25 protein-coding genes and 1 riboswitch are annotated in these 23,282 nt (G+C 43.1%); of the genes, 21 read left to right on the plus strand and 4 right to left on the minus strand.

Annotated elements, in window-relative coordinates:
• The first annotated feature begins 78 nt into the window (after positions 1-78).
• The 11 genes from PFZ69_RS09595 to PFZ69_RS09645 all read left to right on the plus strand — a co-directional run bounded on the left by PFZ69_RS09595 (position 79) and on the right by PFZ69_RS09645 (position 12,135).
• Positions 79-1,497: a sodium:solute symporter family protein gene (locus PFZ69_RS09595; RefSeq protein ID WP_270180857.1), complete on the plus strand. Its 1,419-nt coding sequence runs from the start codon at positions 79-81 to the stop codon at positions 1,495-1,497.
• The gene (locus tag PFZ69_RS09600) at positions 1,478-3,169 is read left to right on the plus strand and encodes a sensor histidine kinase (protein ID WP_270180858.1); all 1,692 of its coding nucleotides are present in this window, start codon (positions 1,478-1,480) and stop codon (positions 3,167-3,169) included. Before PFZ69_RS09595 ends, PFZ69_RS09600 begins: the two co-directional genes overlap by 20 nt.
• Positions 3,170-4,546 (plus strand): sigma-54-dependent transcriptional regulator, encoded by a 1,377-nt coding sequence (locus PFZ69_RS09605; protein WP_270180859.1) that lies wholly within the window; start codon positions 3,170-3,172, stop codon positions 4,544-4,546.
• Positions 4,547-4,686: 140 nt separating this feature from the next.
• Positions 4,687-5,928, plus strand: a complete 1,242-nt coding sequence (locus PFZ69_RS09610; protein ID WP_442865141.1) for an NRAMP family divalent metal transporter — start codon at positions 4,687-4,689, stop codon at positions 5,926-5,928.
• 18 nt (positions 5,929-5,946) lie between these two features.
• Positions 5,947-6,678: a 5-oxoprolinase subunit PxpB gene (gene pxpB / locus PFZ69_RS09615; protein WP_270180860.1), complete on the plus strand. Its 732-nt coding sequence runs from the start codon at positions 5,947-5,949 to the stop codon at positions 6,676-6,678.
• A complete protein-coding gene (locus tag PFZ69_RS09620) occupies positions 6,675-7,448 on the plus strand; it encodes a LamB/YcsF family protein (RefSeq protein ID WP_270180861.1) in 774 nt (257 codons plus the stop codon). The genes pxpB and PFZ69_RS09620 overlap by 4 nt, the downstream gene beginning before the upstream one ends.
• The gene (locus PFZ69_RS09625; protein WP_270180862.1) at positions 7,441-8,388 is read left to right on the plus strand and encodes a biotin-dependent carboxyltransferase family protein; all 948 of its coding nucleotides are present in this window, start codon (positions 7,441-7,443) and stop codon (positions 8,386-8,388) included. Before PFZ69_RS09620 ends, PFZ69_RS09625 begins: the two co-directional genes overlap by 8 nt.
• A gap of 13 nt (positions 8,389-8,401) precedes the next feature.
• Positions 8,402-8,872 carry an acetyl-CoA carboxylase biotin carboxyl carrier protein gene (accB, locus tag PFZ69_RS09630; protein ID WP_270180863.1) on the plus strand — a complete coding sequence of 157 codons (471 nt, stop codon included), beginning with the start codon at positions 8,402-8,404 and terminating at the stop codon, positions 8,870-8,872.
• Positions 8,873-8,884: 12 nt separating this feature from the next.
• A complete protein-coding gene (gene accC / locus PFZ69_RS09635) occupies positions 8,885-10,228 on the plus strand; it encodes an acetyl-CoA carboxylase biotin carboxylase subunit (RefSeq protein ID WP_270180864.1) in 1,344 nt (447 codons plus the stop codon).
• Positions 10,229-10,243: 15 nt separating this feature from the next.
• Positions 10,244-10,999 carry a putative hydro-lyase gene (locus PFZ69_RS09640; RefSeq protein WP_270180865.1) on the plus strand — a complete coding sequence of 252 codons (756 nt, stop codon included), beginning with the start codon at positions 10,244-10,246 and terminating at the stop codon, positions 10,997-10,999.
• 149 nt (positions 11,000-11,148) lie between these two features.
• Positions 11,149-12,135 (plus strand): zinc-binding dehydrogenase, encoded by a 987-nt coding sequence (locus PFZ69_RS09645; protein ID WP_270180866.1) that lies wholly within the window; start codon positions 11,149-11,151, stop codon positions 12,133-12,135.
• 82 nt (positions 12,136-12,217) lie between these two features.
• Here PFZ69_RS09645 and PFZ69_RS09650 read toward each other — a convergent pair whose 3' ends face one another.
• A complete protein-coding gene (locus tag PFZ69_RS09650) occupies positions 12,218-12,757 on the minus strand; it encodes a GNAT family N-acetyltransferase (protein WP_270180867.1) in 540 nt (179 codons plus the stop codon).
• Positions 12,758-12,891: 134 nt separating this feature from the next.
• Between PFZ69_RS09650 and PFZ69_RS09655 the strand changes: the two genes are divergently transcribed.
• From PFZ69_RS09655 to PFZ69_RS09695, 9 genes are all read left to right on the plus strand, one after another.
• Complete coding sequence (locus PFZ69_RS09655; RefSeq protein ID WP_270180868.1) at positions 12,892-13,158, plus strand: hypothetical protein; 267 nt, start codon at positions 12,892-12,894, stop codon at positions 13,156-13,158.
• A 51-nt stretch (positions 13,159-13,209) separates the two neighbouring features.
• A complete protein-coding gene (locus PFZ69_RS09660; RefSeq protein ID WP_270180869.1) occupies positions 13,210-13,980 on the plus strand; it encodes a hypothetical protein in 771 nt (256 codons plus the stop codon).
• Positions 13,981-14,194: 214 nt separating this feature from the next.
• Positions 14,195-14,719, plus strand: a complete 525-nt coding sequence (locus PFZ69_RS09665) for a sigma-70 family RNA polymerase sigma factor (RefSeq protein WP_270180870.1) — start codon at positions 14,195-14,197, stop codon at positions 14,717-14,719.
• The gene (locus tag PFZ69_RS09670) at positions 14,712-15,692 is read left to right on the plus strand and encodes an LCP family glycopolymer transferase (RefSeq protein ID WP_270180871.1); all 981 of its coding nucleotides are present in this window, start codon (positions 14,712-14,714) and stop codon (positions 15,690-15,692) included. Before PFZ69_RS09665 ends, PFZ69_RS09670 begins: the two co-directional genes overlap by 8 nt.
• Before the next feature lie 160 nt (positions 15,693-15,852).
• The gene (locus PFZ69_RS09675; RefSeq protein ID WP_270180872.1) at positions 15,853-16,626 is read left to right on the plus strand and encodes a DUF2628 domain-containing protein; all 774 of its coding nucleotides are present in this window, start codon (positions 15,853-15,855) and stop codon (positions 16,624-16,626) included.
• 100 nt (positions 16,627-16,726) lie between these two features.
• A riboswitch (purine riboswitch) is annotated at positions 16,727-16,829 on the plus strand.
• Positions 16,830-17,051: 222 nt separating this feature from the next.
• Positions 17,052-17,912 (plus strand): 5'-methylthioadenosine/S-adenosylhomocysteine nucleosidase, encoded by an 861-nt coding sequence (locus PFZ69_RS09680; RefSeq protein WP_442865177.1) that lies wholly within the window; start codon positions 17,052-17,054, stop codon positions 17,910-17,912.
• A 109-nt stretch (positions 17,913-18,021) separates the two neighbouring features.
• Positions 18,022-19,029: a S66 family peptidase gene (locus PFZ69_RS09685; protein WP_270180874.1), complete on the plus strand. Its 1,008-nt coding sequence runs from the start codon at positions 18,022-18,024 to the stop codon at positions 19,027-19,029.
• 171 nt (positions 19,030-19,200) lie between these two features.
• Entirely contained in the window at positions 19,201-19,977 is a 777-nt protein-coding gene (locus PFZ69_RS09690) for a PAS domain S-box protein (protein WP_270180875.1), read from the plus strand.
• Between the two features lie 115 nt (positions 19,978-20,092).
• A complete protein-coding gene (locus tag PFZ69_RS09695; protein ID WP_270180876.1) occupies positions 20,093-20,866 on the plus strand; it encodes a hypothetical protein in 774 nt (257 codons plus the stop codon).
• A 106-nt stretch (positions 20,867-20,972) separates the two neighbouring features.
• On the opposite strand, the gene PFZ69_RS09700 is transcribed toward PFZ69_RS09695, so the two are convergent.
• Complete coding sequence (locus PFZ69_RS09700; protein WP_270180877.1) at positions 20,973-21,278, minus strand: DUF3243 domain-containing protein; 306 nt, start codon at positions 21,276-21,278, stop codon at positions 20,973-20,975.
• A gap of 201 nt (positions 21,279-21,479) precedes the next feature.
• On the opposite strand from PFZ69_RS09700, the gene PFZ69_RS09705 reads away from it, so the two are divergent.
• A complete protein-coding gene (locus tag PFZ69_RS09705) occupies positions 21,480-22,331 on the plus strand; it encodes a phosphotransferase family protein (protein ID WP_270180878.1) in 852 nt (283 codons plus the stop codon).
• A 2-nt stretch (positions 22,332-22,333) separates the two neighbouring features.
• Here the strand turns inward: PFZ69_RS09705 and PFZ69_RS09710 are convergent, their stop codons facing one another.
• Together PFZ69_RS09710 and PFZ69_RS09715 are read right to left on the minus strand one after the other, a co-directional pair.
• Entirely contained in the window at positions 22,334-22,816 is a 483-nt protein-coding gene (locus PFZ69_RS09710; protein WP_270180879.1) for a hypothetical protein, read from the minus strand.
• Positions 22,803-23,279, minus strand: coding sequence for a hypothetical protein (locus PFZ69_RS09715; protein ID WP_270180880.1), 477 nt, complete (start codon positions 23,277-23,279; stop codon positions 22,803-22,805). The genes PFZ69_RS09710 and PFZ69_RS09715 overlap by 14 nt, the downstream gene beginning before the upstream one ends.
• Positions 23,280-23,282 lie beyond the last annotated feature (3 nt).

Here is a 23,282-nt window from a genome sequence, read left to right on the forward strand (position 1 = left end):
GTTACGTCATGGTTTGAGGACGTGAATTTGTATATAATGAAGCAAGTGCTTTAGGTGAGAATGGAAAGGAGGGTTCTGATGGATGAACTCCTTTACTTAGGTGTATTCCTGATTTATACGATTGCGATTTTAATCCTTGGAAAACATGGGTTTGATAAAACGGATGAACTGAGAGGGTACTTTCTGGCAGGAAGAAACCTTTCGTTATTTCCAAGCGTCGCATCCTTTTGTGCGACCTGGTTCAGTGCAGCGTCACTCCTTGGTTTGCCAGGGTTGATCTATGAAGGCGGCGTTTCCGTAATCTGGACGACAGCGGTTGCGTGGTTGTTAGGGATTATCGGGCTTCTCTTTATTTCATCAAAACTTTATACATATAACGTTGTCACGGTACCTGAGTTTTTCCTTGTAAGGTACGATTCGAAATTACTTCAAGTTTGGATCGGAATCATCTTGAGCGTCAGTTATTTATTGTACGTCGTGATTCAGATCCGGGGATTCGGAATCGTTGTGAGTGAAATGCTGGAAGTACCGTATATTGTCAGCGTCTTTCTTGTTTATCTTTTCGTGTTGTACACCACGTTCGGAGGGCTGCATTCTGTGGCGCGTACAGATATTTTTCACTTTTATCTCATCCTTGGCGGAACGATCCTTGGCTCTCTTTTTGTGGTGAACGAGATCGGAGGGCTAGAGGTATTTACGAGTGATCTCGTCGTGAGAGCGACTCGAGGGGATTCCTATTTAGCGCTGTTTCCTGAAGAAGGGCTACCGTTTTGGACGCTTCTGAGCGCATTTTTTGCATTAGGGATAGGCGTTGCTGCGAATCCACAGTATGCGGTTCGGATCTTATCAGCTCGTTCGAAACAAATTGCGTGGAAGATGATCGCAACGAGTGCGATTTTTCTTGTGCTCATCTATTTTGCGATTTTTGTGATCGGCATCGGTTCACGGATGATCAATCCGGGAGTCGTATTCGAAAGTACTGACGAAATCTACCCTCACGTTATTTCATACTTGCTGCAAACACCATGGAAGGGGATCTTGCTGATCAGCGTTGTGGCGGCTGCCATTTCAACGGCCAACTCACAGCTTCTAATCATGGCGAGCAGCTTTGTTTATGATATTACGCTTCCGTTACGGAAAAAGAAGAGTGTCGATCAACAGGTTATTTCATGGACGCGCTGGGTTATTTTCATGTTTGCGACGTTTTCCTTGTTGATTGCGTTTCAACCTCCTGAAGGAATCGTTCCCTTTAGTGGACACGTATGGGGGATCATAGCGGTCTCGATGTTCTTTCCGTTGTACGGAGGTCTCTATACGGCTAGATCAAAACAAAACGCTGTACTGTCCACATTCGGTGGGACACTCGCATATGTACTTGCGTTTTTCCTAATCCCAGATCACGTTCATCCTGTTTATCATCCTGTCCTGCCGTCGATTTTGATCGCAGGTATCCTTTATTTCTGGAAGGGAGGTACGCATGATGAGAAATTCAATTGAACGGAAGATCCTCGTTCCTTTTCTAATCATCGTACTCCTTCCAAGCTTTATTATCGGAGCGGTCTCGATGTGGGCGAGCTACCAGTCAGAGAAACAGCTGAAAGAGGCAACGGTTAGTGAAACGTTAACGAGCATCGATCGCTACGTTGGTATCTTTGATGAACGTGTTCAAAATGGCGACATGAGTGAACGTGATGCCAAATCGTTAGTCAAGGTTATGATCGATGAAAAAGTAGGATTATATGTCGAGGATGAAGAGGGGAATTTCTACTCAGGTGGAAAGGACTATCAAGCAGAGGAATTAGAGTGGTTAAACGGCAACAGTGAGCCATCAAGCTTTGTTATCGAAAAAGCGGTGATAACTGAAGAGCTCGAACAATGGGGGTGGAAGCTTTATTTCCCGATCGAGTTCTCGTTCTATTCAGGTTCACTTCCTGATATTCAAAAATATACGCTGCTCATCATCATCTTCATGGGTGTGATCGCCGTGCAGTTTACGATCATTTTTTCTTACCACCTCTCAAAGCCCATCAAAAACCTTGCTGCTTATTGTAAGCGGATTGCAATGGGAGATAGAGGGAAAGAACCGGATATTAAAACGAATCGTAAAGATGAAATCGGCGTTCTCTCAAATTCGTTACAAGATATGGTCCAAACGCTAGATAAACGAAATGGACAGATCGAGAAGATTAAAAAGCTGAACGAAACGATCTTAAATAGTGTGCATGTGGGAATGGTTCTTCTCGTCGAAGGGTCAGATTCTGTTTATAATGAGGCTGCTCAGCGTATGATGGATGATGATCCTTCGTTGGAAAAGCGTGTTAGACGTCTTACTGTTCATGAGACGACGAAGAGAAAAGAAGAAATATGGAACCATAAACATAATGAAGAAAAGGTGTATTATGCGGTAAACTATAGAGTGATTAAAGGAACTGAGCGAAATCGCTCGATCATTACGTTCGAAGATATTACGAATCGAAGAAAGCTTGAGCAACGCGTTGAACGGATGTCACGCTTAGCATCGTTAGGTGAGATGGCATCAGGAATCGCACACGAGATTCGTAATCCACTCGCAGGGATCAGAACAACGACCCAGCTCCTTATTCGCAGGTTGGAGCTTGGCAAGGATGAGCTAGCGTTAACTGAAAACATGCTGATCGACATCGACCGGGTGAACAAGATCATAACGAATATCCTTCAGTTCTCAAGACCGCTTGATTCTAACCCATCGTTCATCAAGGTGGATGAAACGATGCGCTCGCTCGTGTTATTGATGGAAGGAATGGCGAGTGAGAAAAACGTAACATTGCATCATAGTGAAAATGGATATGGTATTTTGGTCGATCGAGACCATCTTCGTCAAATCCTTCTCAACTTGATCATTAATGGAATTAACGCGATGCCAGAAGGTGGAGAATTAACGCTTTCTAGTGGAACAACTGGGGATAAGCGGACGATTTACGTATCAGATACAGGAGTTGGCATGGAAGATAGCATGCTGGATAAAATTTTCGATCCATTTTATACAACGAGGTCTGAAGGGACTGGACTCGGGCTATCGATCGTACACCAGCTTGTTGTGCAAAACAACGGCGAAATAGATGTAAGAAGTACGCCAGGGAAAGGAACGACCTTTTCCATTACATTCCCGACAAGGAAGGAGGAAGAGTAAATGGCAGTGAAGATTGGAATCGTTGATGACGAGACAACGCTTAGGCTTACGCTGCAAATGTTTCTTGAAGATGAAGGCTATGAAGTACGTTCCGCATCTTCACTTGAAGATGGCTGGGAGCTGCTCGAATCGTTTAACCCACAGGTGCTGCTGTTAGATATACGCTTGCCTGATGGAAACGGACTCGACGCGCTGCATGAATTCAAAGAGCGGTACCCGCTGATGGCGGTTATGATGCTGACTGCGTATGGTGATGCGAAAACGGCTGTAAGAGCAATTAAGGAAGGCGCGTTCGATTACTTAACGAAGCCATTCGAGTTAGAAGAGTTAAAAATTACGCTGGAGAAGTGGAGTAAGCAGCAGCATCTTGAGAAAGAAGTCGAGCGTTACCGTGAAGAAGAGCGGCGTACGAAGCTCGTTCAAATGATCGGTGAAAGTGATCAGATGAACGAGTTGAAAGGGAAGATTTCGTTGATTGCCGAAAGCAACGATACGACGGTTTTAATAAGAGGTGAGACGGGAACGGGAAAAGAACTCGTTGCAAGGAGCATCCACCAGCAGAGTAAACGCCACGATGGCCCGTTTGTCGCCGTGAACTGCGCAAGTATTCCTGCTGATCTTATCGAAATCGAACTTTTTGGCCGAGAAGAAAACAGTGTCAGAGACCAGTCGAATGGTAAAGTCGGTTTAGTCGAGTGGGCTGATGGTGGTACGTTATTTTTAGATGAAATCGGAGATCTTTCGCTCGATATACAAGTAAAGCTTTTACGATTTCTAGAGGATAAACGAATTAAGCGCGTTGGTAGTGTGCATGACCTTGAGGTAGATGTTAGGATTATTGCTGCTACGAACCGCTCTCTTGAAGAAATGATTCAAGAGAAAGAGTTCCGCTCTGACCTCTATTATCGGTTGAACGTAGTGCCGATCAAATTAACGCCGCTTCGTGAGCGAGATGAGGACGTCATTATGATGACTGACCATTTCTTGAATGAGTTTTGTCAGCAGATGAGGAAGGATACCCCAACTTTACGGGCTGATGCAAAAAAGCGGTTGTTAAACTATGATTGGCCTGGTAATGTGAGAGAGCTTAAGAATACGATCGAACGAATAGCGATTTTACATCAGGAAAAGGAGCTTGCTGCAACACATTTTGATTTCTTAAATCCTGTCGAGGGTCATGTAGAAGGATCAAAGTCTATCGATGATGTTGTGTTTGAAGATTCCTTTTCACTTGAGGATCACATCGAGCGCATCGAGAAGAAGTATATTGAAAAAGCAATTCAGGATTCGAAATGGAACATTACGCAAGCAGCGAAACTACTAGGGATCAGTCGTTACGCCCTTCAAAGACGGATTGAAAAATACGAGATCACATGAGCGAAACCGCCCACATCGGGCGGTTTTTTTGTGCGGAATCTTATAAAACTATCAGAAAATTACGTGATAAGGTAGAGATAAGAGAAAAAAACGTAGCGAGTCATTCGACAGATGATTCGTGTTTTTGAAGGAGGAAGACGATGGGTATCAAAAAAGAACAGCCCCTTGAAACAGTAGACTTAGAACAAAATCGTCCAACAAAAAGCAAGTGGGGAGTCATTCTTGGTGCCGCATTCCTGATGGGTTCATCAGCAATCGGTCCAGGATTTCTAACACAAACGGCTGTGTTTACAGAACAGCTACTCGCAAGCTTTGGTTTTGTTATCTTAATGTCGATCATTCTTGATATTGGTGTTCAGGCGAACATCTGGCGAATCATCGCAGTATCGAAACGCAAAGGACAGGATATTGCGAATATGGTTCTACCGGGACTCGGTTACTTTCTAGCATTTGCAGTCGCACTTGGTGGACTCGCATTTAATATCGGTAACGTTGGTGGTGCTGGACTCGGAATGAACGTCTTGTTCGGAATCGATCCACGTATCGGAGCAGCGATCACGGGTGTGATTACGATCGGAATCTTCTTATCGAAAGAAGCGGGAATCGCGATGGATAAGATCGCACGTCTACTAGGTGGCGTTATGATTCTGCTTACACTTTATGTCGCGTTCCAAAGTAATCCACCGGTTGGCGACGCTGTTGTTCATACGTTCGCGCCGACCACAATCGATGTGTTTGCCATCATCACGTTAGTAGGTGGAACGGTCGGTGGTTATATTACGTTTGCTGGTGGTCACAGACTTCTTGATGCTGGGATTTCAGGGAAAGAAAACCTTCACCAGGTAACGAAAAGCTCTGTCTCAGGTATCTTGATCGCATCGATCATGCGAGTATTTCTATTCCTCGCCGTACTTGGCGTCGTAACAGCTGGTTTTGCACTTGATCCAGCGAACCCACCTGCTTCTGTTTTCCAACATGCGGCGGGCGCAATCGGGTATAAGATGTTTGGTATCGTCCTTTGGGCAGCTGGAATCACGTCAGTTGTTGGTGCAGCATACACGTCCGTGTCATTTTTAAGAACACTTTCTAAAAAAGTCGATAAGCATCATTCGGGCGTAACGATCGGATTTATCGCCGTTTCGACGATCATCTTTGCATTCATCGGAAAGCCGGTTCTGTTACTCATTCTTGCAGGTGCATTCAACGGATTGATTTTACCTGTAGCACTTGGAACACTTCTCATCGCAGCGTACAAGAAATCGATCGTAGGTGATTACAAGCATCCACTATGGTTAACGATCTTCGGAGGCTTTGTCTTCGTAATCACAGCATATTTAGCGATCGTGACGCTTATTGATAAAATTCCACAACTCTTTGCTTAATCGATAGGAGGAACATGCGTGAAACTTGATTATCATCCACTCGGGGATACGGGCATTCAGCTTGTATTCGGTTCCGAAATAACGGAAGAAACGAATCAGAAGATAAGAATGTTTGCGGATTATTTAACAGATCATCCGATCGACGGTGTTGTTGAGTGGGTGCCAGCCTACACAACATTAACGATTTATTATCTTCCTACGAAACTTTCATACGGTTCATTACGAAAGAAGCTAGAAGAGATCAGTGAAAAACAACAAGGAAGAGAAGCAGAATCTGCTTCTCTTGTTTATATCATCCCAACGTATTACGGGGGCGAAGATCTCCCATTCGTTGCAGAACACAATGGTCGAACAGAAGAAGAAGTCATCGAAAGTCATTCAGGAAAAGATTATCTCATCTACATGATGGGATTTGTGCCAGGCTTCCCTTATTTAGGTGGTATGCCTGAAGAAATCGCAACGCCTAGACGAGAGAACCCTCGTGCTGCTATCGCACCAGGGTCTGTAGGAATCGCAGGATCGCAAACGGGTATTTATCCGCTTCAGTCTCCAGGAGGATGGCAGATCATCGGGAGAACGCCAGTGAAACTCTATGACCCTGAAAGTGAGTCTCCAATCTTACTAGAGTCAGGGCACTACTTGCGCTTCGTGTCGATCACTAAAGAAGAATACAAAGAAATCGAGGAAGCAATAGAACGTGGAGAGTATGTAGTAGAAACAGAGGAAAAGAAAGTGGGGATCACATCATGAAATCAGTTGATTTGAATAGTGATTTAGGCGAAAGCTTTGGAGCTTATACGATCGGAAACGATGAGAATGTGCTGAAATTTATCTCTTCAGCGAACATCGCATGCGGCTACCATGCAGGAGATCACAACGTCATGATGAGAACCGTTGAACTTGCTCATCTACTCGAAGTTGGGATTGGCGCACATCCAGGATTTCCTGATCTTGGTGGTTTTGGTCGCCGCGACATGAACATGTCAGCAGATGAAGTGTTCAACCTTGTTGCGTATCAGATCGGTGCGATCAAAGGTATCGCAAATGTTCACGGAGCACGGGTTCAGCACGTGAAGCCGCACGGTGCACTTTATAATAAAGCAGGAAAAGACCCTTCAATTGCCAAAGCGATTGCAAACGCTGTCAAAGCGGTTGATCCAGAGCTCATTCTGTTTGGATTAGCAGGAAGCGAGCTTGCAAAAGCAGGGAAAGAAGCTGGTCTTACGGTAGCACAAGAGGTGTTTGCGGATCGTACGTATCAGCCTGATGGCTCGTTAACTCCTAGATCAGAACCGAACGCGATGATACACGATGCAGACCTTGCTGTTCAGCGTGTGATTCGAATGGTGAAGGAGCAAAAAGTAGAGGCAGTGAACGGGGAAGACATTTCGATCGAAGCAGATACGATCTGTGTACACGGTGATGAACCAGAAGCCCTTCGCTTCGTACAGATGTTGAGACAGCGATTAGAAAGTGAAGGAATCACAATACAACCTGTTGGAGTGAGTGCAGATGCCTAAAGACCTTTTTGAAGTGAAAAAGCCTGGTCTACTAACGACGATTCAGGACGACGGTCGAACTGGGTACCAGCAGTACGGAATTGTAGCAGCAGGCGCGATGGATTCTTTTTCGATGAAGATCGCTAATTTTCTAGTCGGCAACTCGGGTGACGAAGGTGTGCTAGAAGTAACCGTTATGGGACCGAAGTTCGATGTTTTAAGTGACGCTGTGATCGCAATCTGTGGTGGAAACCTTTCACCTACAGTTAACGGTAAGAAAGTGGCGATGTGGAAGAGCTTTGAAGTGAAAGAAGGAGACAAGCTGCAATTTGGCCAGCCTGTTGAAGGATCTCGTGCATATATTAGTGTCGCGGGCGGGTTCGATGTCCCGGTCGTGATGGGCAGTAAATCAACGTATCTGAAAGCGGGAATCGGCGGCTTTGAAGGGCGAGCTCTTGAAAAGGGAGATGTTCTAAGACGAGCTGATACCATGGAAGGAAAAAGTGGACGTGCACTCCACTATGATGAAATCCCTTCGTATGAAAAAGAAATGGAGATTCGAGTGGTGATGGGTCCTCATGAGCAGGCGTTTACGGATAATGCCCTAGAAACCTTTTTATCTTCAGCCTACGAAGTTTCACCGAAATCAGACCGGATGGGCTACAGAGTCACGGGGCCTCAGCTTGAACATAAGACGTCTGCTGATATTATCTCAGAAGCGATCCCACTCGGTGGCATCCAGGTTCCTGCAAACGGTGAACCGATCATCCTGATGTCCGATCGACAAACAACTGGAGGGTATACGAGGATCGCGACGGTTATCGCGAGCGATATTCCTTCCCTTGCTCAGGCAATGCCAGGCTGCAAGATTCGATTTAAGAAAGTCTCAGTAGAGGAAGCACAGGAAATCTATGAACGTCACGATCGATTTACGAGAACGTTAGAAAAAGTGTCGGGATAAAGGAGAATGCTAGATGCTACAGTCAAAAGAAATCATCGATATTATTAAAAACATGGACGGAACAACCGTAGATGAAGTGCACTATGAGCAAGATGGGCTCGTTGTAAAGGTGAAAAATCAAAATCCTTATGGTACGTCAGAGAGCGGTGTAGTGGAAAAGAAAGAAGAAAAGCCAACGACAAAGAAAGCAGAACCGTCATCCGATCGAGATGAAGAACAAGTTCAGGCACAGTCAGATAGCGATGTTCATACCGTAACGGCTCCAATGGTCGGCATGTTCTACACGTCTCCTTCTCCTGAAGAAGATGTGTTTGTTCAAGTAGGAGATACCGTTCGAGAAGATACGGTCGTATGTGTGTTAGAAGCGATGAAGATGTTCAACGATGTTCACGCTGATGTGGATGGCGAAGTTGTTGAGATCATTGCGAACAATGGCGACCTTGTGGATTTCGGACAGCCACTATTCAAAGTAAAACCAGAATAGGAGAGAGCATAGATGGGGATTAAAAAAGTACTAGTCGCAAATCGTGGAGAAATTGCTGTACGCATCATACGTGCGTGTCACGAACTTGACCTAGAAGCGGTTGCAGTCTATTCAGAGGCTGATCGTGACGCTCTTCATGTGGAACTAGCGGATGAAAGCTATTGTATCGGTCCGACTTATTCGAAAGATAGCTACTTGAATATGGCAAACATCATGACCGCAGCGATCAACGGCGGTGTTGACGCCATTCACCCAGGTTACGGATTTTTATCGGAGAATGCAGCGTTCGCAGAAATCTGCGAAGACAATAACATCACGTTTATTGGACCGAGTAGTAAAGCGATCAATCAGATGGGAACAAAAGATGTTGCGAGAGAAACGATGAAATCTGCAGGTGTTCCTGTCGTACCAGGTTCGAACGGCATTATTAAAAACAACGAACAAGCCGTTGAACTTGCAGCTGAGATGGGCTATCCCGTTATTATTAAAGCAACAGCTGGTGGTGGCGGAAAGGGGATCCGTGTCGTAAGAGAGGAAGAGGAGTTACTTAAAGCCATCAATGTGACCCAGCAGGAAGCGGCAAAAGCGTTTGGAAACCCGGGTGTCTACATAGAGAAGTTCATCGAAAACTTCCGGCATATTGAAATTCAAATTCTTGCAGATAACCACGGGAACGTCGTTCATCTCGGTGAGCGTGATTGTTCAATCCAAAGGCGTATGCAAAAGCTTGTAGAAGAAACGCCGTCCCCAGCGCTCGATAAGTCGATTCGAAACGAGATGGGTGAAGCAGCCGTTCGCGCTGCCAAGGCAGTAAATTATTCAGGTGCAGGCACCGTCGAATTTATTTATGATGAAGACGGCAAGTATTACTTTATGGAAATGAACACACGGATTCAGGTGGAGCATCCGGTAACGGAAATGGTCACGGGAGTGGACTTGATCAAAGAAATGATCAAGGTTGCGAACGGCGAAGTGTTACCGATTAAGCAGGATGATATCGTCCTTACAGGCTGGTCGATGGAGTGTCGAATCAATGCAGAAGATCCAGATCGTGACTTTATGCCTTCTGCAGGAAAGGTAGAGACCTATTTGCCTCCTGGAGGTTTTGGGGTTCGCGTTGACTCAGCTATGTATTCTGGCTATGTTATCCCCCCTTTTTACGATTCGATGGTTGCGAAGCTTATCACGTATGGTGCCACACGTGAGGAAGCGATGCAGCGGATGAAGCGAGCACTAAGTGAATTTAAAATTAAAGGAATCAAGACCACGATTCCATTTCATCAAAAGCTATTAAACCATGAAAAGTTTGTAGAAGGTGACTTTAATACAAAGTTTCTTGAAATTTATGAGCTTTAAAGGAAGGTGAGCTCGATGTTAAAACCAAGTGAACAACGTCTAAGATTTAGAGATCAAACGGATCAAGGAACGACTTCAGGCATGTGTGATGGGTATTTACAAGCAAACATGATCACACTTCCTAAGGAATACGCATCGGACTTTCTTAAGTTTTGCGAACGGAATCCGAAGCCTTGTCCATTAGTAGATGTGCTAGAAGCAGGTCAGGTAAAACCGAATGTTGCTGATGCAGATATTCGAACTGACCTTCCGAAATACCGTATCTATCAAAATGGAACTTTGAAAGAGGAGGCGCTAAACTTAAAGGAGTACTGGCGTGACGACTTCGTAACGTTTTTACTCGGATGTAGCTTTACGTTCGAGAAAGCTCTGGCGGAAGCAGGAATCAGCTTATTGCATCAAGAGATGAAGAAAGTTGTTCCAATGTACCAGACCTCGATTGCATGTAAAGAGGCAGGCCGTTTCTCTGGAGGAATGGTTGTCAGCATGAGAGCGATCAAGAAGGAAGAGCTCGACGAAGCGGTGCGCATCACGGCAGAATTTCCTGATGCACACGGTGCTCCGGTCCATATCGGTGACCCTTCTGAAATTGGTATTCATGATTTTGAAAATCCAGACTACGGGGAGTATACGCCTTTTGATTCGGAAGAGCGAATCCCAGTGTTCTGGGCATGTGGAGTAACACCGCAGTATGTCGGCTTAAACGCAAAACCTGAGATTATGATCACGCACGCGCCTGGCCACATGCTGATCACAGATCAAATGGGATGAATGTGAAAAGTGTTGATGAGAGTGAGGAATTGGTTATCGATTCCTTACTCTTTTTTATGTTAGAAGCAAGATATTTTTAAAAGTCCCATATAAAGCCTATACTTTAAGCTGAAATAAAAACGCATGTTACTTAAAAGGAGGATTCATACATGAAAGCGTTACTGCTTAAAGAAAAAGGCCAGTGGGACAGCATGACGGTGGAGGAGATCCAAACACCAAAACCGGGAAAAGGTGAAGTCCTCGTCAAGATTCATGCTGTTGGATTGAATCCAGTTGATTATAAGACTGCAACGAACGGGAATCCAAACTGGGAATATCCACATATCTTAGGTCTAGATGGAGCTGGGGTCATTGAAGAAGTTGGTGAAGACGTGACGGAGTGGAAGAAAGGAGATCGTGTGGTTTACCATGGTGATCTGATGAAGAAAGGTGCCTTCGCAGAATATGCCATTACGACAGCTCACACGATTTCAAGACTTCCTGATGCGATCTCATTTGAAGACGCAGCTGCGCTTCCTACCGCTGGATACACAGCGTATCAATCCCTTTTCAGGAAGCTTCACATTGAAAAAGGTCAAACGATCCTCATTCATGCTGGAGCTGGTGGCGTAGGCGGATTTGCAATTCAAATGGCGAAGTATATGGGATTAACCGTCATCACAACCGCTTCAAAAAGCAACCATGAGTATGTGAGGCAGCTAGGCGCGGACTATGTGATCGATTATAAGGAAGAAGATTTCGTTGAAAAATGCTTGGAACTTACTGACGGCGTTGGGATCGACGCAGTGCTCGACGCGGTGAGCGCAGAGAATGCAACGAAATCTCTCGATGCTCTAACGTTCAACGGTCAAATCGCCTATATCGCAGGTGTCCCTGAGTTTTCTCGAGGCGTTTCCTTTACACGCCCTCTCTCGTTCCACCAGATTGCACTCGGTGGTGTATATGCTTCAAACAATAAGAAAGAACAAGCAGATCTTGCTAGAATGGGAGACGAAATGGTGAACCTCGTACTCGGTGGCCATGTTGATCCAACGGTTAAGCATGTCATCTCATTAGAGGAAGTGCCAGAAGCACTCGTAAAGCTCTCAGAACGTCATGTTACTGGGAAAATTGTAGCGAAAGTGGTTGAAGAATAGGTAGAGTGACACGATAACGATATCGTTTAGAACGAAAAAGCCGCGCAGCTATGGATCGAAGCGTGGCTTTTCTCTATCATTTTTATACTGCCGTCTTATTATTCCGTAACACGGTAATAAATCCATCGAGGATATCGTGACTGATGAAAAAGCCTTTTCGCTGATAAAAGTCTAGCGCATTTTGATTGCCATTCGATACGAAGATAAAATGATCTTGAACGTCTTTTTCATTCCGCAGCCATTCCATCGACATGTCGAAAAGCTTAGAACCAACCCCATACTGTCGGTAACCATCTTTTATATAAAATTGAGATAAGCAACCTACAAATTCTCCACTTACTGACGATAGATCAAAGAAAGTCGCAAAGTCATTATCATACGCTTCTTTACGTGAAATGTTCGAGTACACATATCCTATGATCTCCTCTTCGTCTTTTACAACGACAATGTAATTTTTCTCCGCTTTCTCCACAGATGGAACCAATCGTGTTTCAAAGCTCATGTCATCGAATAATTCGGGGGTGATGTGCGCTTTTGATTTTTGGAAAACCATCAGCTCGTTACAAATCTCTCGACAGCACTCGATTTCTTCAGGACTGATCACGTCATATGTAAGATTCATTGGCATTCTCTCCTGACTGCTAAACGCGTTTTCTACCTATTAGTATAGCTTTCAGTTGGTTGGAAATGAAGATACCTTGTGAAACATTTAAAAAGGAAATAACGTACAAGTAATATGAAAGGGTGTTTTTACCAATGGGGTACTTAAAAAAGATCCAATACATGATAGGTTTGCCGTCAGCTCTCATCTTAATGATATCGCTTTTAGTAAGCTATGAACCTGTAACAATCATCGCACTAATAGGGTGTTTTATCGCCCTGGTATGCAGGCAGATCCGTTACCATCGATACTCTTATCGGCTTGGGCATCCTGATCGTCACTCCGATGAACTCGGGTATGACCTGACGGACGATCATCTCGACGAAGCAGAAACGTATGACCGTGACCGACAAAAGAGGTGAATACGCTCTTTTATGGAAATAATGGATTAGCACAAAATAAGGGGGATAACGATGATTGCGCCAGAACAGATTATGACCGTCTGGGAAACGTTTGATGACTTTCCGATGGAGACACTTACGAAAGTGTGGTATTTCGATAAAGCGAAGAAAAAGCAGCGAGAAGTTGCTTTGATGAAAGAACATCGAGCGCAATATGGCATTACAGGTAATTGCTTTGATCTCGCGTACTGGTTGCTCGATGAGTTTAAAAGAAGTGGTGTGAAAGCCTATCCGATCGGACACGATTTACATACAGAAGATGCTCATGTTGCTGTCGTTGCGGTAGATGAAAGAGGGAGGCGCTATTTATGTGACCTTGGGGATCAATGGATACAGCCTGTCTTAATCGACTCGGAATGTGAGGATTATTCAAATGAAAAGCTTGATGGCTTTTTTCCAGGGGCGCGCATTCAGGTGAGCCCTCATGATGAGCAGCTTACTGTTCTTTACGAGAGACCGAATGGCAAGGTTTCGAAGCAGGTTTATGATACGAGAGTGGTTGAGATGGGAGAGTTTAAACGTGCAGCAGAGCATTCCCAACACCTCATAAAACCGGTACCATTACTTGAGTGTAGGGTCCCGTTTAAAGAAGAGACAGCTCATTGGGAGTTTTATAACTGGAGTAGTTTTATGAGTACGACAGAGGGGTTGTATAACGAACCAGACCTAACTAGTATCGAAGAATGGACTGCTAGAATACATAAACGGACAGGGTATGATGAATTGTTCGTACTAGAAGTATTAGAGATTTACAATAAGCGAAGGTCAGTTGAGAGGAGGTAATGGAGTTGGGGATGGGGGCAGTAAGTATTTTTCTCATCGCAATTCTTCCTTTACTCGGAATCGCGATACTTGGAATCTATTTCATAAGAAAAAGCATACGAAATAAGTGACTTCCGAATCCTAGGAAGTCATTTTATTTTATCCGCTTTGAAACTATTTCATCGATGGTCTCGTCAAACTTCAAGAACAAATCACTTGATAGAGAGGGGCTAAAATGAAAGACGTTGAGAAGGACGCCATGTTAGAAGAAATCATGATTGATTATGGAGATGAGCTTGTACGATTGGCTTATACATATGTAAAGGATACTTATACCTCAAAAGATCTTGTGCAGAATGTATTTATTAAATGCTATGAAAAAATTCATACCTTTCGTGAAGACGCAGCTTTAAGAACATGGCTCTACAGAATAACAATCAATGAGTGCAAAGATTATGTGAAAAGTTGGGGATACAGAAAGCTCCAGGTATCTAATTTTATACAAGAGACAGCTAATGGATTTGAGGCTTCTGTTGAAAACAAAGTGATTCAGCAATCGACGAACGAAGAAATTAAAGAGATCGTCTTATCTCTCCCTATCAAGTATAAGGAAGTGATTTTTCTTTATTTCTATCATTCTCTAAAAATAGAAGAGATCGCAGAAATAACCTCGATTACGCCTAACACGGTTAAAACGAGATTGAGGAGAGGGAAGCAGAAGCTGAGATTAATGATGGAGGAGGCAGAGATGTATGGATGATGAACAATTGAAAGAAGCCCTCCGTGAAAATGATAAGGACCTTCAATTTACAAAGCAGGATCGGCAAAACGTGTTTAAGAATATTGAAGCCAGAAATGGAGAGAAAAATAAACGAACCTTTTTTAAAGGGAGACTATTTCCTATTACGGCGACTGCACTTGTTGCAACGATATGTTTTATATTGCTCATACCTTCTCTCCTCAGTAATCAAGGGACACCCCTTATCTTAAAAGATGATATTGTCACGGGCAGTAATGAAAGAAGTGATATTACTACGATCGTTGTCATGGTAACAAACTCTACGGACCGAACGGATGCTAACCTGCTAGTTTCTTTTAACAAAGTTTCCAATAATATTAATGTCATCGCCATGCCACGCAGTTTAAAAGTTCCTATTCTAAAGCCAGGGGGAGAACTAGTTAGTGAAGACAAACTCACTCATGCCTATGCGTATGGATCCGGTCCTGAAGCGACGAGCAAAACGCTAGGGGATTATTTCAGTGTAGAAGTAGATTACTATGTTTCTATCGATCGGAATGATATACAGAAATTGCTTGAACCAAGAGATGTTATTACGGACGATGTGGAGGAAGCTACAACAATCCCAGGCCCAAGCGGGAGCGAGCTTCAGCTAACCAAAGGCTTGAATCGATTTGGACCTGAAGAAATCGCTACACTTCTAGGATCAGATGTACGTAATGAACAAGTGTCAGTGTTAATCGATCATATTATGAAAATTTTTGTGAATGGGTTAACGCAAGATGGGCTTGAATATCTCTCGAAAGAAGCACGAACAAACATTGATTCAGTGGACTTTACGGGGGTGTGGGATGCGTCTTACCAATACGATGTTAGAACAATCTCAGTGTCCGAAGGGATAAGGGAAACTAAAGATAACGGACACTTTTTTATAGAGTTTGAACAAGGTTTCTTGTATGAATTAAAAAAGAAGATGAAGGATTTCGATTGGTAATGTAAGCGGTGATCACCATGATGGTGGTCACTGTTTTTTTAAGGTGTGATGAAAGTAAGTGATGGGCTTTTTGATTCACTTACTTTTGTAAAATTGGTTGTCCCTTCCTAATTGTTAACGTATCCTTAAGTATGTTAACTAGTTGGATCGGAGGAAAAGTGTGTTGAAGAAAAAGGATAAAGACATAAAGTTTGAAAGCCTTGATGAAGAATTACGTGAAGAAGTGCTTGAGTATACGGGAGAGAGATCAGACGTTTACGAAAAGAAGTGGAGCAAATTATCAAACAAAAAATCGCAGATTTCATGGAACTGGGCGTCGTTCCTTTTCAATCTGTTTTGGTTTGCATTCCGTAAGATGAACATTTATGCCTATTCGTTACTAGGTGTTATCGTCTTGATCGATGTTTTGTCCATCCTTTACTTTAAGAAGACGATTTCGGGTACAAGTATGGGACCTATATTTATAGCGTTCGCTCTCTTATCAAATAAAGTGTATTTTGATTTTGTACTTAAACAAGTAAAGAAATTGAAAGAAAAATACCCTGATCGTGAAGAACGCTTGGCAGCCATAAGGAAGCAGGGGGGCGTAAGTTGGCTTAGAGCTATTCTTTTTGTACTAATCGTCTTCATCTATTCTTTCTCAATCATGTTTGTAGAAGAAGAAGTGTACTTTTCCTACATGGAGCCAAAGTTCACTGAAGCATATGAATTACAAGAAGCGGGTCAGCTTGATGAAGCACTAGAGGTGTATGAGTCGATAGAAAATGACAATATACCTGTAGCAGAAATTCATTTAAACAAGATGTACATATACTCCGATAAAGGTCAGGATGAAAAAGTTTTAGAAGAAGTAAATGCTTATTTAGAGATCAGGCCAGAGGATGAAGAAATGCTTGAAATAAAAGACTTAGTCCTTGATCGGCTAGAAGAATGAGAATTGTCTATCGTTATTTAAACGAACATTAAATGATTGTTTTCATTTAATGTTCGTTTTTAGGTTGAACTTCCTTTGCTCCTTTGATATAGTTACACAGTAAACAACTAAAAACATTGCTCGTATATCCTCAGTAATATGGTCTGAGTGTCTCTACCTGGTTCCCGTAAACGAACTAGACTACGAGTTAAAGTATATGCCGGTACTAGCCGTGTTCTTTTTGCTATGGTTATTTCTATTGTTGATACTTTGACTTTGTTGGTCTAGAAGGTAGATGTCACTCTACATTTCTAGGCCTTTTTCTGTGGAGAAAACGGTGCATTAAACATCTTAGAGGGGAGCACAGTAGAAGTAGTGGAGAAGACAACATCATTCGAACAACAAAGGGGAGTTTTCAATTGAAACGTAGAATAGAAGCAAGATACATGGCGATCGCAATGGTTTCATTACTAGTACTTTCTGTAATGGCAGGATGCAGTTCTTCCACGAAAAGTGAGGCTGAAGCAGCTAAGGAGAATGAAAAGCAGCCTCTCATCGTTCAAGGGCCAATGCCGATTGAAGCTGAGAAGTTTGCTAGTAAGTTAAGTGATGTGAAAGAAGAAAAGTCTGGTTCATTTGTGTTTTATAAAGGAACATTGGACGGTTACCCTGTGATCGTCACGAAGACAGGTAAAGGAATGGAGAATACTGCGGCTGCAACGGCTGTAGCGATCGAAAAGTATGACCCGATCGCTATTATCAACCAAGGTACTTCGGGTGGGCATGATCCAGATCTTCACGTCTTTGATATCGTTCTAGGTGAACGAACTGTCAATCTCGGTTCATTGAAAACACCGAACAAAGATGAAGGGGAAGGCATTTCACCGAAAGAGTGGATTCCGATGGACTTGATGGCATCAGAAGGAAGTGCGGGAGAAGATCCTGATGCAGAAAACATCCGTTATTTTGAAGGTGACAAAACGTTACTAAAGGCTGCTCATGCGGTAAAAGATACCTACACAAAAGGAAAGATCGTCGATGGTACGATCGGTTCAGCAGATGTATGGAACAATGAAGTGGATCGCATCAATTGGTTTCATGAGAATTTCGGATCTTCAGTAGAAGAGATGGAAGGTGCGGCTGGCGCACAGATTGCAAAAGCGTATGATGTTCCTTTTCTTGGCATTCGCGTACTTTCCAACAACAAAGTAAACGACGGTGCGTATAACCCTGAAACCGCAGAAGCAAATCAGGAATATGTTTATGAAGTCGTGAAAGAATATTTAACGATGATTGAAGAAAAGTAATCGCTTAGAGTGTGGATGCGTCCACACTCTTTTATGTATCGGAAGGAAACGAGCGCTGTTTATAGAAGATGATTGAATGCACAAAACCAAATAGTGAGGAAGATGCATCATGATTCAGTATCCAACGTTAAAAAATAGCGCAAAGATTGGAGTGACCGCTCCATCTTCTGGAGTACCAGAAAGCTTACATACGATTCTTCGTGAAGCTATTGAAAAAGTAGAAGCAAAAGGGTATGACGTTTCCTGTGGAGAGACAGTCTGGACTCAGAAAAAGGCAAAGTCAGCAAGTGCGAAGGTTCGAGCGGATGAATTTAATAGACTGATGCAGGATGAGGAGATCGACCTCATCGTGCCACCTTGGGGCGGAGAGCTATTGATCGAAATTCTCGAGCATATTGAATTTGAAAACATCAAACCGAAATGGATTCTCGGCTATTCAGACGTTAGCGCGCTGTTGTTTTCCATCACATTGAAAACAGGTATTGCGACAGCTCATGGAACAAACTTAATCGATTTAAGAGGTGACTATCAAGACGCGACAACTGCAATGTGGGAATCCGTTTTGAAAACGAAAAAAGGTGAAATGGTCGTCCAACATTCTTCTGAAGCCTACCAGAAGGAATGGGACCACGAAAATCCATCTCCATGTGTCTTTCATTTGACTGAACAGACTGAATGGAAATCAACGGAAGACGATGTTTCGATAGAAGGACGGTTGCTTGGAGGGTGCCTCGATATCCTCACACATCTCGTCGGCACGCCATATGGCGATGTAGCGTCATTTAGAGAAACGCATTCAGATGAGCCAATCCTCTGGTATTTCGAGAACTGTGATTTGAATACAACGAGTGTAAGACGGTCGCTAGTTCAAATGAAACTAGCAGGGTGGTTCGATCATTGCTCAGGTATTTTGTTTGGGAGGAGTGCAGCGAATCAACCAGTGAATGGGTATGTCATTGAAGATGTGTATGAACAGCTTGCGGAAGAAATCGGAGTGCCTGTAGTTTACGATATCGACTGTGGTCATGTTCCTCCACAGCTCACATTGATAAACGGTGCTCGTGCAAAAATGACAGCGCGTAATGGAAAGGGAAAGGTTGTTCAAACATTCGACTGAATCTCACTTCTCATCAGGAAAAAGCGCTAGATTTTTGTAGAATAAAGGATTTTTGACGAGCAAAGACGAATGAGTTGTTAATGAGGTTTGTTACCGGTCTGCTTGTATGAATCAATTTAGATACCTTCTTAGCCGTAGCCGTTCGCGAGATCTTGTAGAAGGAGGAGGTATATGGAACAACATTCTGCCATTCGGAACATAACAGGTGTCCAAAAAGAACTCGTTTATAATCAAATCTTGGAGTACTCGAACGAAGCGACTGTCATTCATTCAAATCATGAAATACTTTATATTAATCAGTCAGGAATAGACTTACTCAATGGGACGAGAGATTCAATCATCGGTCTGGATATCGTGGACTTCTTTAAGCCAGATCAAAGAGGGTTTGTAAAAGACCAGATACGTAAATTGACCATTGATAGGCAGATCAGTGAAACCATCGAAACTGAGATCTTCAAGCAGGACGGAACGGTTGTCGAAGTTGAGTTATACTGTCACTCGGTCGTATATGGGGATGTTGCAGCAATTCAAACGATCATCCGAAACATCACAACACGTAAAGATGCTGAGCGGAAGTATAAAAGAATATACAACGAAATCGGCATGCCAATCGTTCCGGTGTTTGATGGCATCGCTGTGCTCCCACTTATCGGGGCGATCGATGAAGAGCGAATCGCCCACGTTTTAGATCATATCCCAAGCAAAGTACACCAAAAAAAGTTAGATCATCTGATCATCGATGTATCTGGTGTCTATACGATCAACGAGCGGGTCGCCGAGTTTTTATTTAAAATGAACGATGTGATCGAACTTCTCGGTGTGTCTATCACCTATACAGGGTTTCGGCCAGAGCTCGTATATAAAGCAGTGGATACAGGGTTAGAAATTGGCAACTTAAAGACTGTGGCGAGTGTTCAGCATGCGCTTCGTGGATTAAATTGCACATAGCACCATCTACACATCTGAGGAATTTGAGATGTGTCTTTTTTTGTTCGCACCTCTTATGTTACGGTTAGACTATTATTTCCAAAATTGGAAAAACACTGCGTTAGGAGAAGACGACATGCAATATGCGATATCTGTCACCGACACCTTAAATGTAGAAACGATAGAAGCACAAGGCTTACAAGTGATCGAGGTGTTGAAGGAGTTTTCAGTAGCACTTAAAGACATCACATCGTTCGAAGCACCGCGTGGAATCGTCTTTCACGATTTGAAGTCAGCTACCGAGCTATATTCTGATATCCCTATCCCAGCGTATACGTCTCGAGACCTCATCCATCTCAGTCCTGATCCGGCGGTTTGGAAGGAACTCTTTTTATCAACGGTTAAAGAAGGGATGGAGCATGCCGAAGCGTACTACTCTTCGACTAATCATCTTGATGTAGCAGCCATCGCTGCCCATGAATTGACCCATCACGCGGATTTCTTTCACGATGATTTTGAGGGTGACAACGTGAACATGTGGTTTGAAGAGGGGCTTTGTGAATATATCCCAAGTAAGCTCATGTTCTCTGAACAAAAGTTTAAGGAAACTTCAGAAGTTGAGGAAATGTTGATCGAGAGCTACAAAGAAGAGTTCGGTGAGTATTGTTTGAGTGAGTTTGGAAAAGCGGGCTATCGATATGGCGAGAAAAATGGGTACGCTGGTGCTTTTTATGACTACTGGCGAAGCAAAAAAGTTGTGAAGTCGTTAGTGGAAAACCATTTTGATCATCGCATTTCGAGTCTGATCGCGTGTTATAGAATGTGGGATCAATCTACACCGCTCCATGGTTATTTTACAAATGTGCTTGGCTTATCTGAATCTCAAGCAAAAGACTTATGGCTAGCATAAAAAAGCCCTGGCTCACATCTCCAGTGAGAGCCAGGGCTCGTTGAACCATCCTTAAATGGTAACACTCTATTTCACACAATAACGTGCTGGTCTTTAAGAAATCAACTTACTTGTTTGTTTCATCAGTAAGCTTAACGAGAACATGAGCGATGTGCTTACGTTCTTCTTCATTCGCTACGTTCCATAGCTCGTTCAATACTTTTTGCTCACGGTTTCGAGGATCTTCATGCTTTGCTAAGTAGTCACCAACACGCTTAGCACCTTTTGTTAACCCTTCTTCACCAAGACCAAGTTTTTCACCTTTTTGAACTTGATCACCAAGATAGTCTTTGAATTGCTGGAAGTTCTCTAGAATATCATCTTTCTTGTCTTGATTCATTTCTGCTGCTGCACTTTTTGGATCTTTACTCATTATAATCCTCTCCTTCAACTTGTCTTCATGTTTCTTTTTCCACGTATGGAAGTGATAAAAACATGAGAGTGTTTTTCGATGTGCTGTTGTGATTTGGTAATGTTAGCCACACAGGATATATAACCGAGAGAGACTGAATGTAAACCTGTGGGCTGTGAATAGGTATGATCTTACTACTTAGTGAAGAATAGGGGAAAGGGTATGACATCTAACTATAAGCGTGAAATTAATGCGATATATCCAGAATTAACGATAACGAAGCTAGAACTAAACACCATCGGTCAAAACAATGATGTCGTCATTGTGAACGAGAATCTTGTCTTCAGGTTTCCGAAGTATGATGAAGGGATTCTAGCGCTGAAGAATGAAACGGCGGTCCTTGAAGAAGTTAGAAAACATGTGACGCTCCCCGTTCCATTCCCTACGTATATGTCGTTACAGACGCAGGAGGTTGGGAAGGTTTTCGCGGGGTACGACTTGATAGAAGGGGAACCATTTTGGAAAGAAGAATTTCAGAAAATCACTGTGGAAGATAAAGAGAGAATAGCGAATCAGCTCGGTACATTTCTGTCAAAGCTCCATTCGGTTCCAATCGAACAAAGCAACGCAGCGATTCATCATGAGGTTGAGAGTCTATATGTAAGGATACAGAACCTGTTATTCCAACATATGAGGGAAGATGCGAGAAAGGATGTTTCGAACCTTTTTGAATCCTTTCTAGAGAAAGTGAAAGAGACCCGTGTACATAAGAAGCGGATTCACGGTGATTTTGGCGCTTCAAATATTTTGTGGGACCCTGAGAAACGTGAGATAACGGGAATCATCGACTTTGGGGAAACGGAAATCGGAGATCCAGCCTATGACTTTGCAGGGCTTTTAGCTAGCTACGGAAACGAATTCGTAGAGAGGTGTCTTGCGTTTTATTCTGAAAGGGAGGACCTCCTAGAACGCGTGACGTTTTATAAAAACACGTTCGCATTGCAGGAAGCTCTTCATGGTATCGAACACAATGATGTTGAGGCGTTTGAGAGCGGGATCTGTGAATATCGATAGCGCTAGTTTGCTTTTACTAAGTGATAGTAAGTCAGCAGCATCGATTGAAACAATAGATAGATCGGCACAGACCAAACCATCGAGTAGCCCTTGTCAAAATGATAGAGGCCTATTTTCGTCCCGATCCACTCCATCACCATCGACACGACCGTCCAAATGACGATGTAGAGAATCGAGTAAAAGCCTTTGATGTTTAGTTTTACATAAATGTAAACAAAGAAGTAGCTATAAGGACAGTACATCACATAGCTTAAGAAATCGATTCCCTGATAGGCTGCAGTATCATTTACATCATAAAAGTCCCATGCACTAACACTTAGCGTTTGGTCACTAAACATTCCAAAGAATAACCCGAACAAACTATATCCGATCGTCTCTAATGTAGAGAATATTTTTGGCAGGGAAAAAAGTAAAAAAAACAGAACGAGTACGCTAAGAATAACAAACCATTCGTTTAGGTCAAAAGCCCGTTCATAAACCTTCATAGTGCTCTCTCCTTCCAAGCATCATAACGAATTTGAGCATAGCAAGGCCGATGAGTAGAAGGATACAGTCCATCATGATCGCAAGAAAGAAGTTCCATTCGTTATATACCTCAACTTTAAGATAGACGGACCCTAAGTTAAAGGTATGCATGATTAGCAAGGTACAAGCAAAAAAGCCAAACTTTGCTTTTCGACTCGTTAACATGCTAACTGTATTGATGAAAAGAATAATGATTAACGGTGTGATGAGATTCCGATGCAGTAAAAAGGTCAGAAATAACGTGTTGTCATCTGATGTGGAGATAAATTTCATGTTCCATGTAATAATCGTCAAGTAATTCATGATAAAGATGGAAACACCGAAGAATACGATGGAGTTTTCGAGAAAGCTACGCATTTTTCTATGGAAGATCGTTAGCTGAATCAGGAATAAGGAAATGGTCATTGCGATCGCAAGTGCCACGGT

It is taken from the genome of Alkalihalobacillus sp. CinArs1, from assembly GCF_947387515.1.
In the GTDB taxonomy this organism is placed as follows: Bacteria; Bacillota; Bacilli; order Bacillales; family Guptibacillaceae; genus Guptibacillus.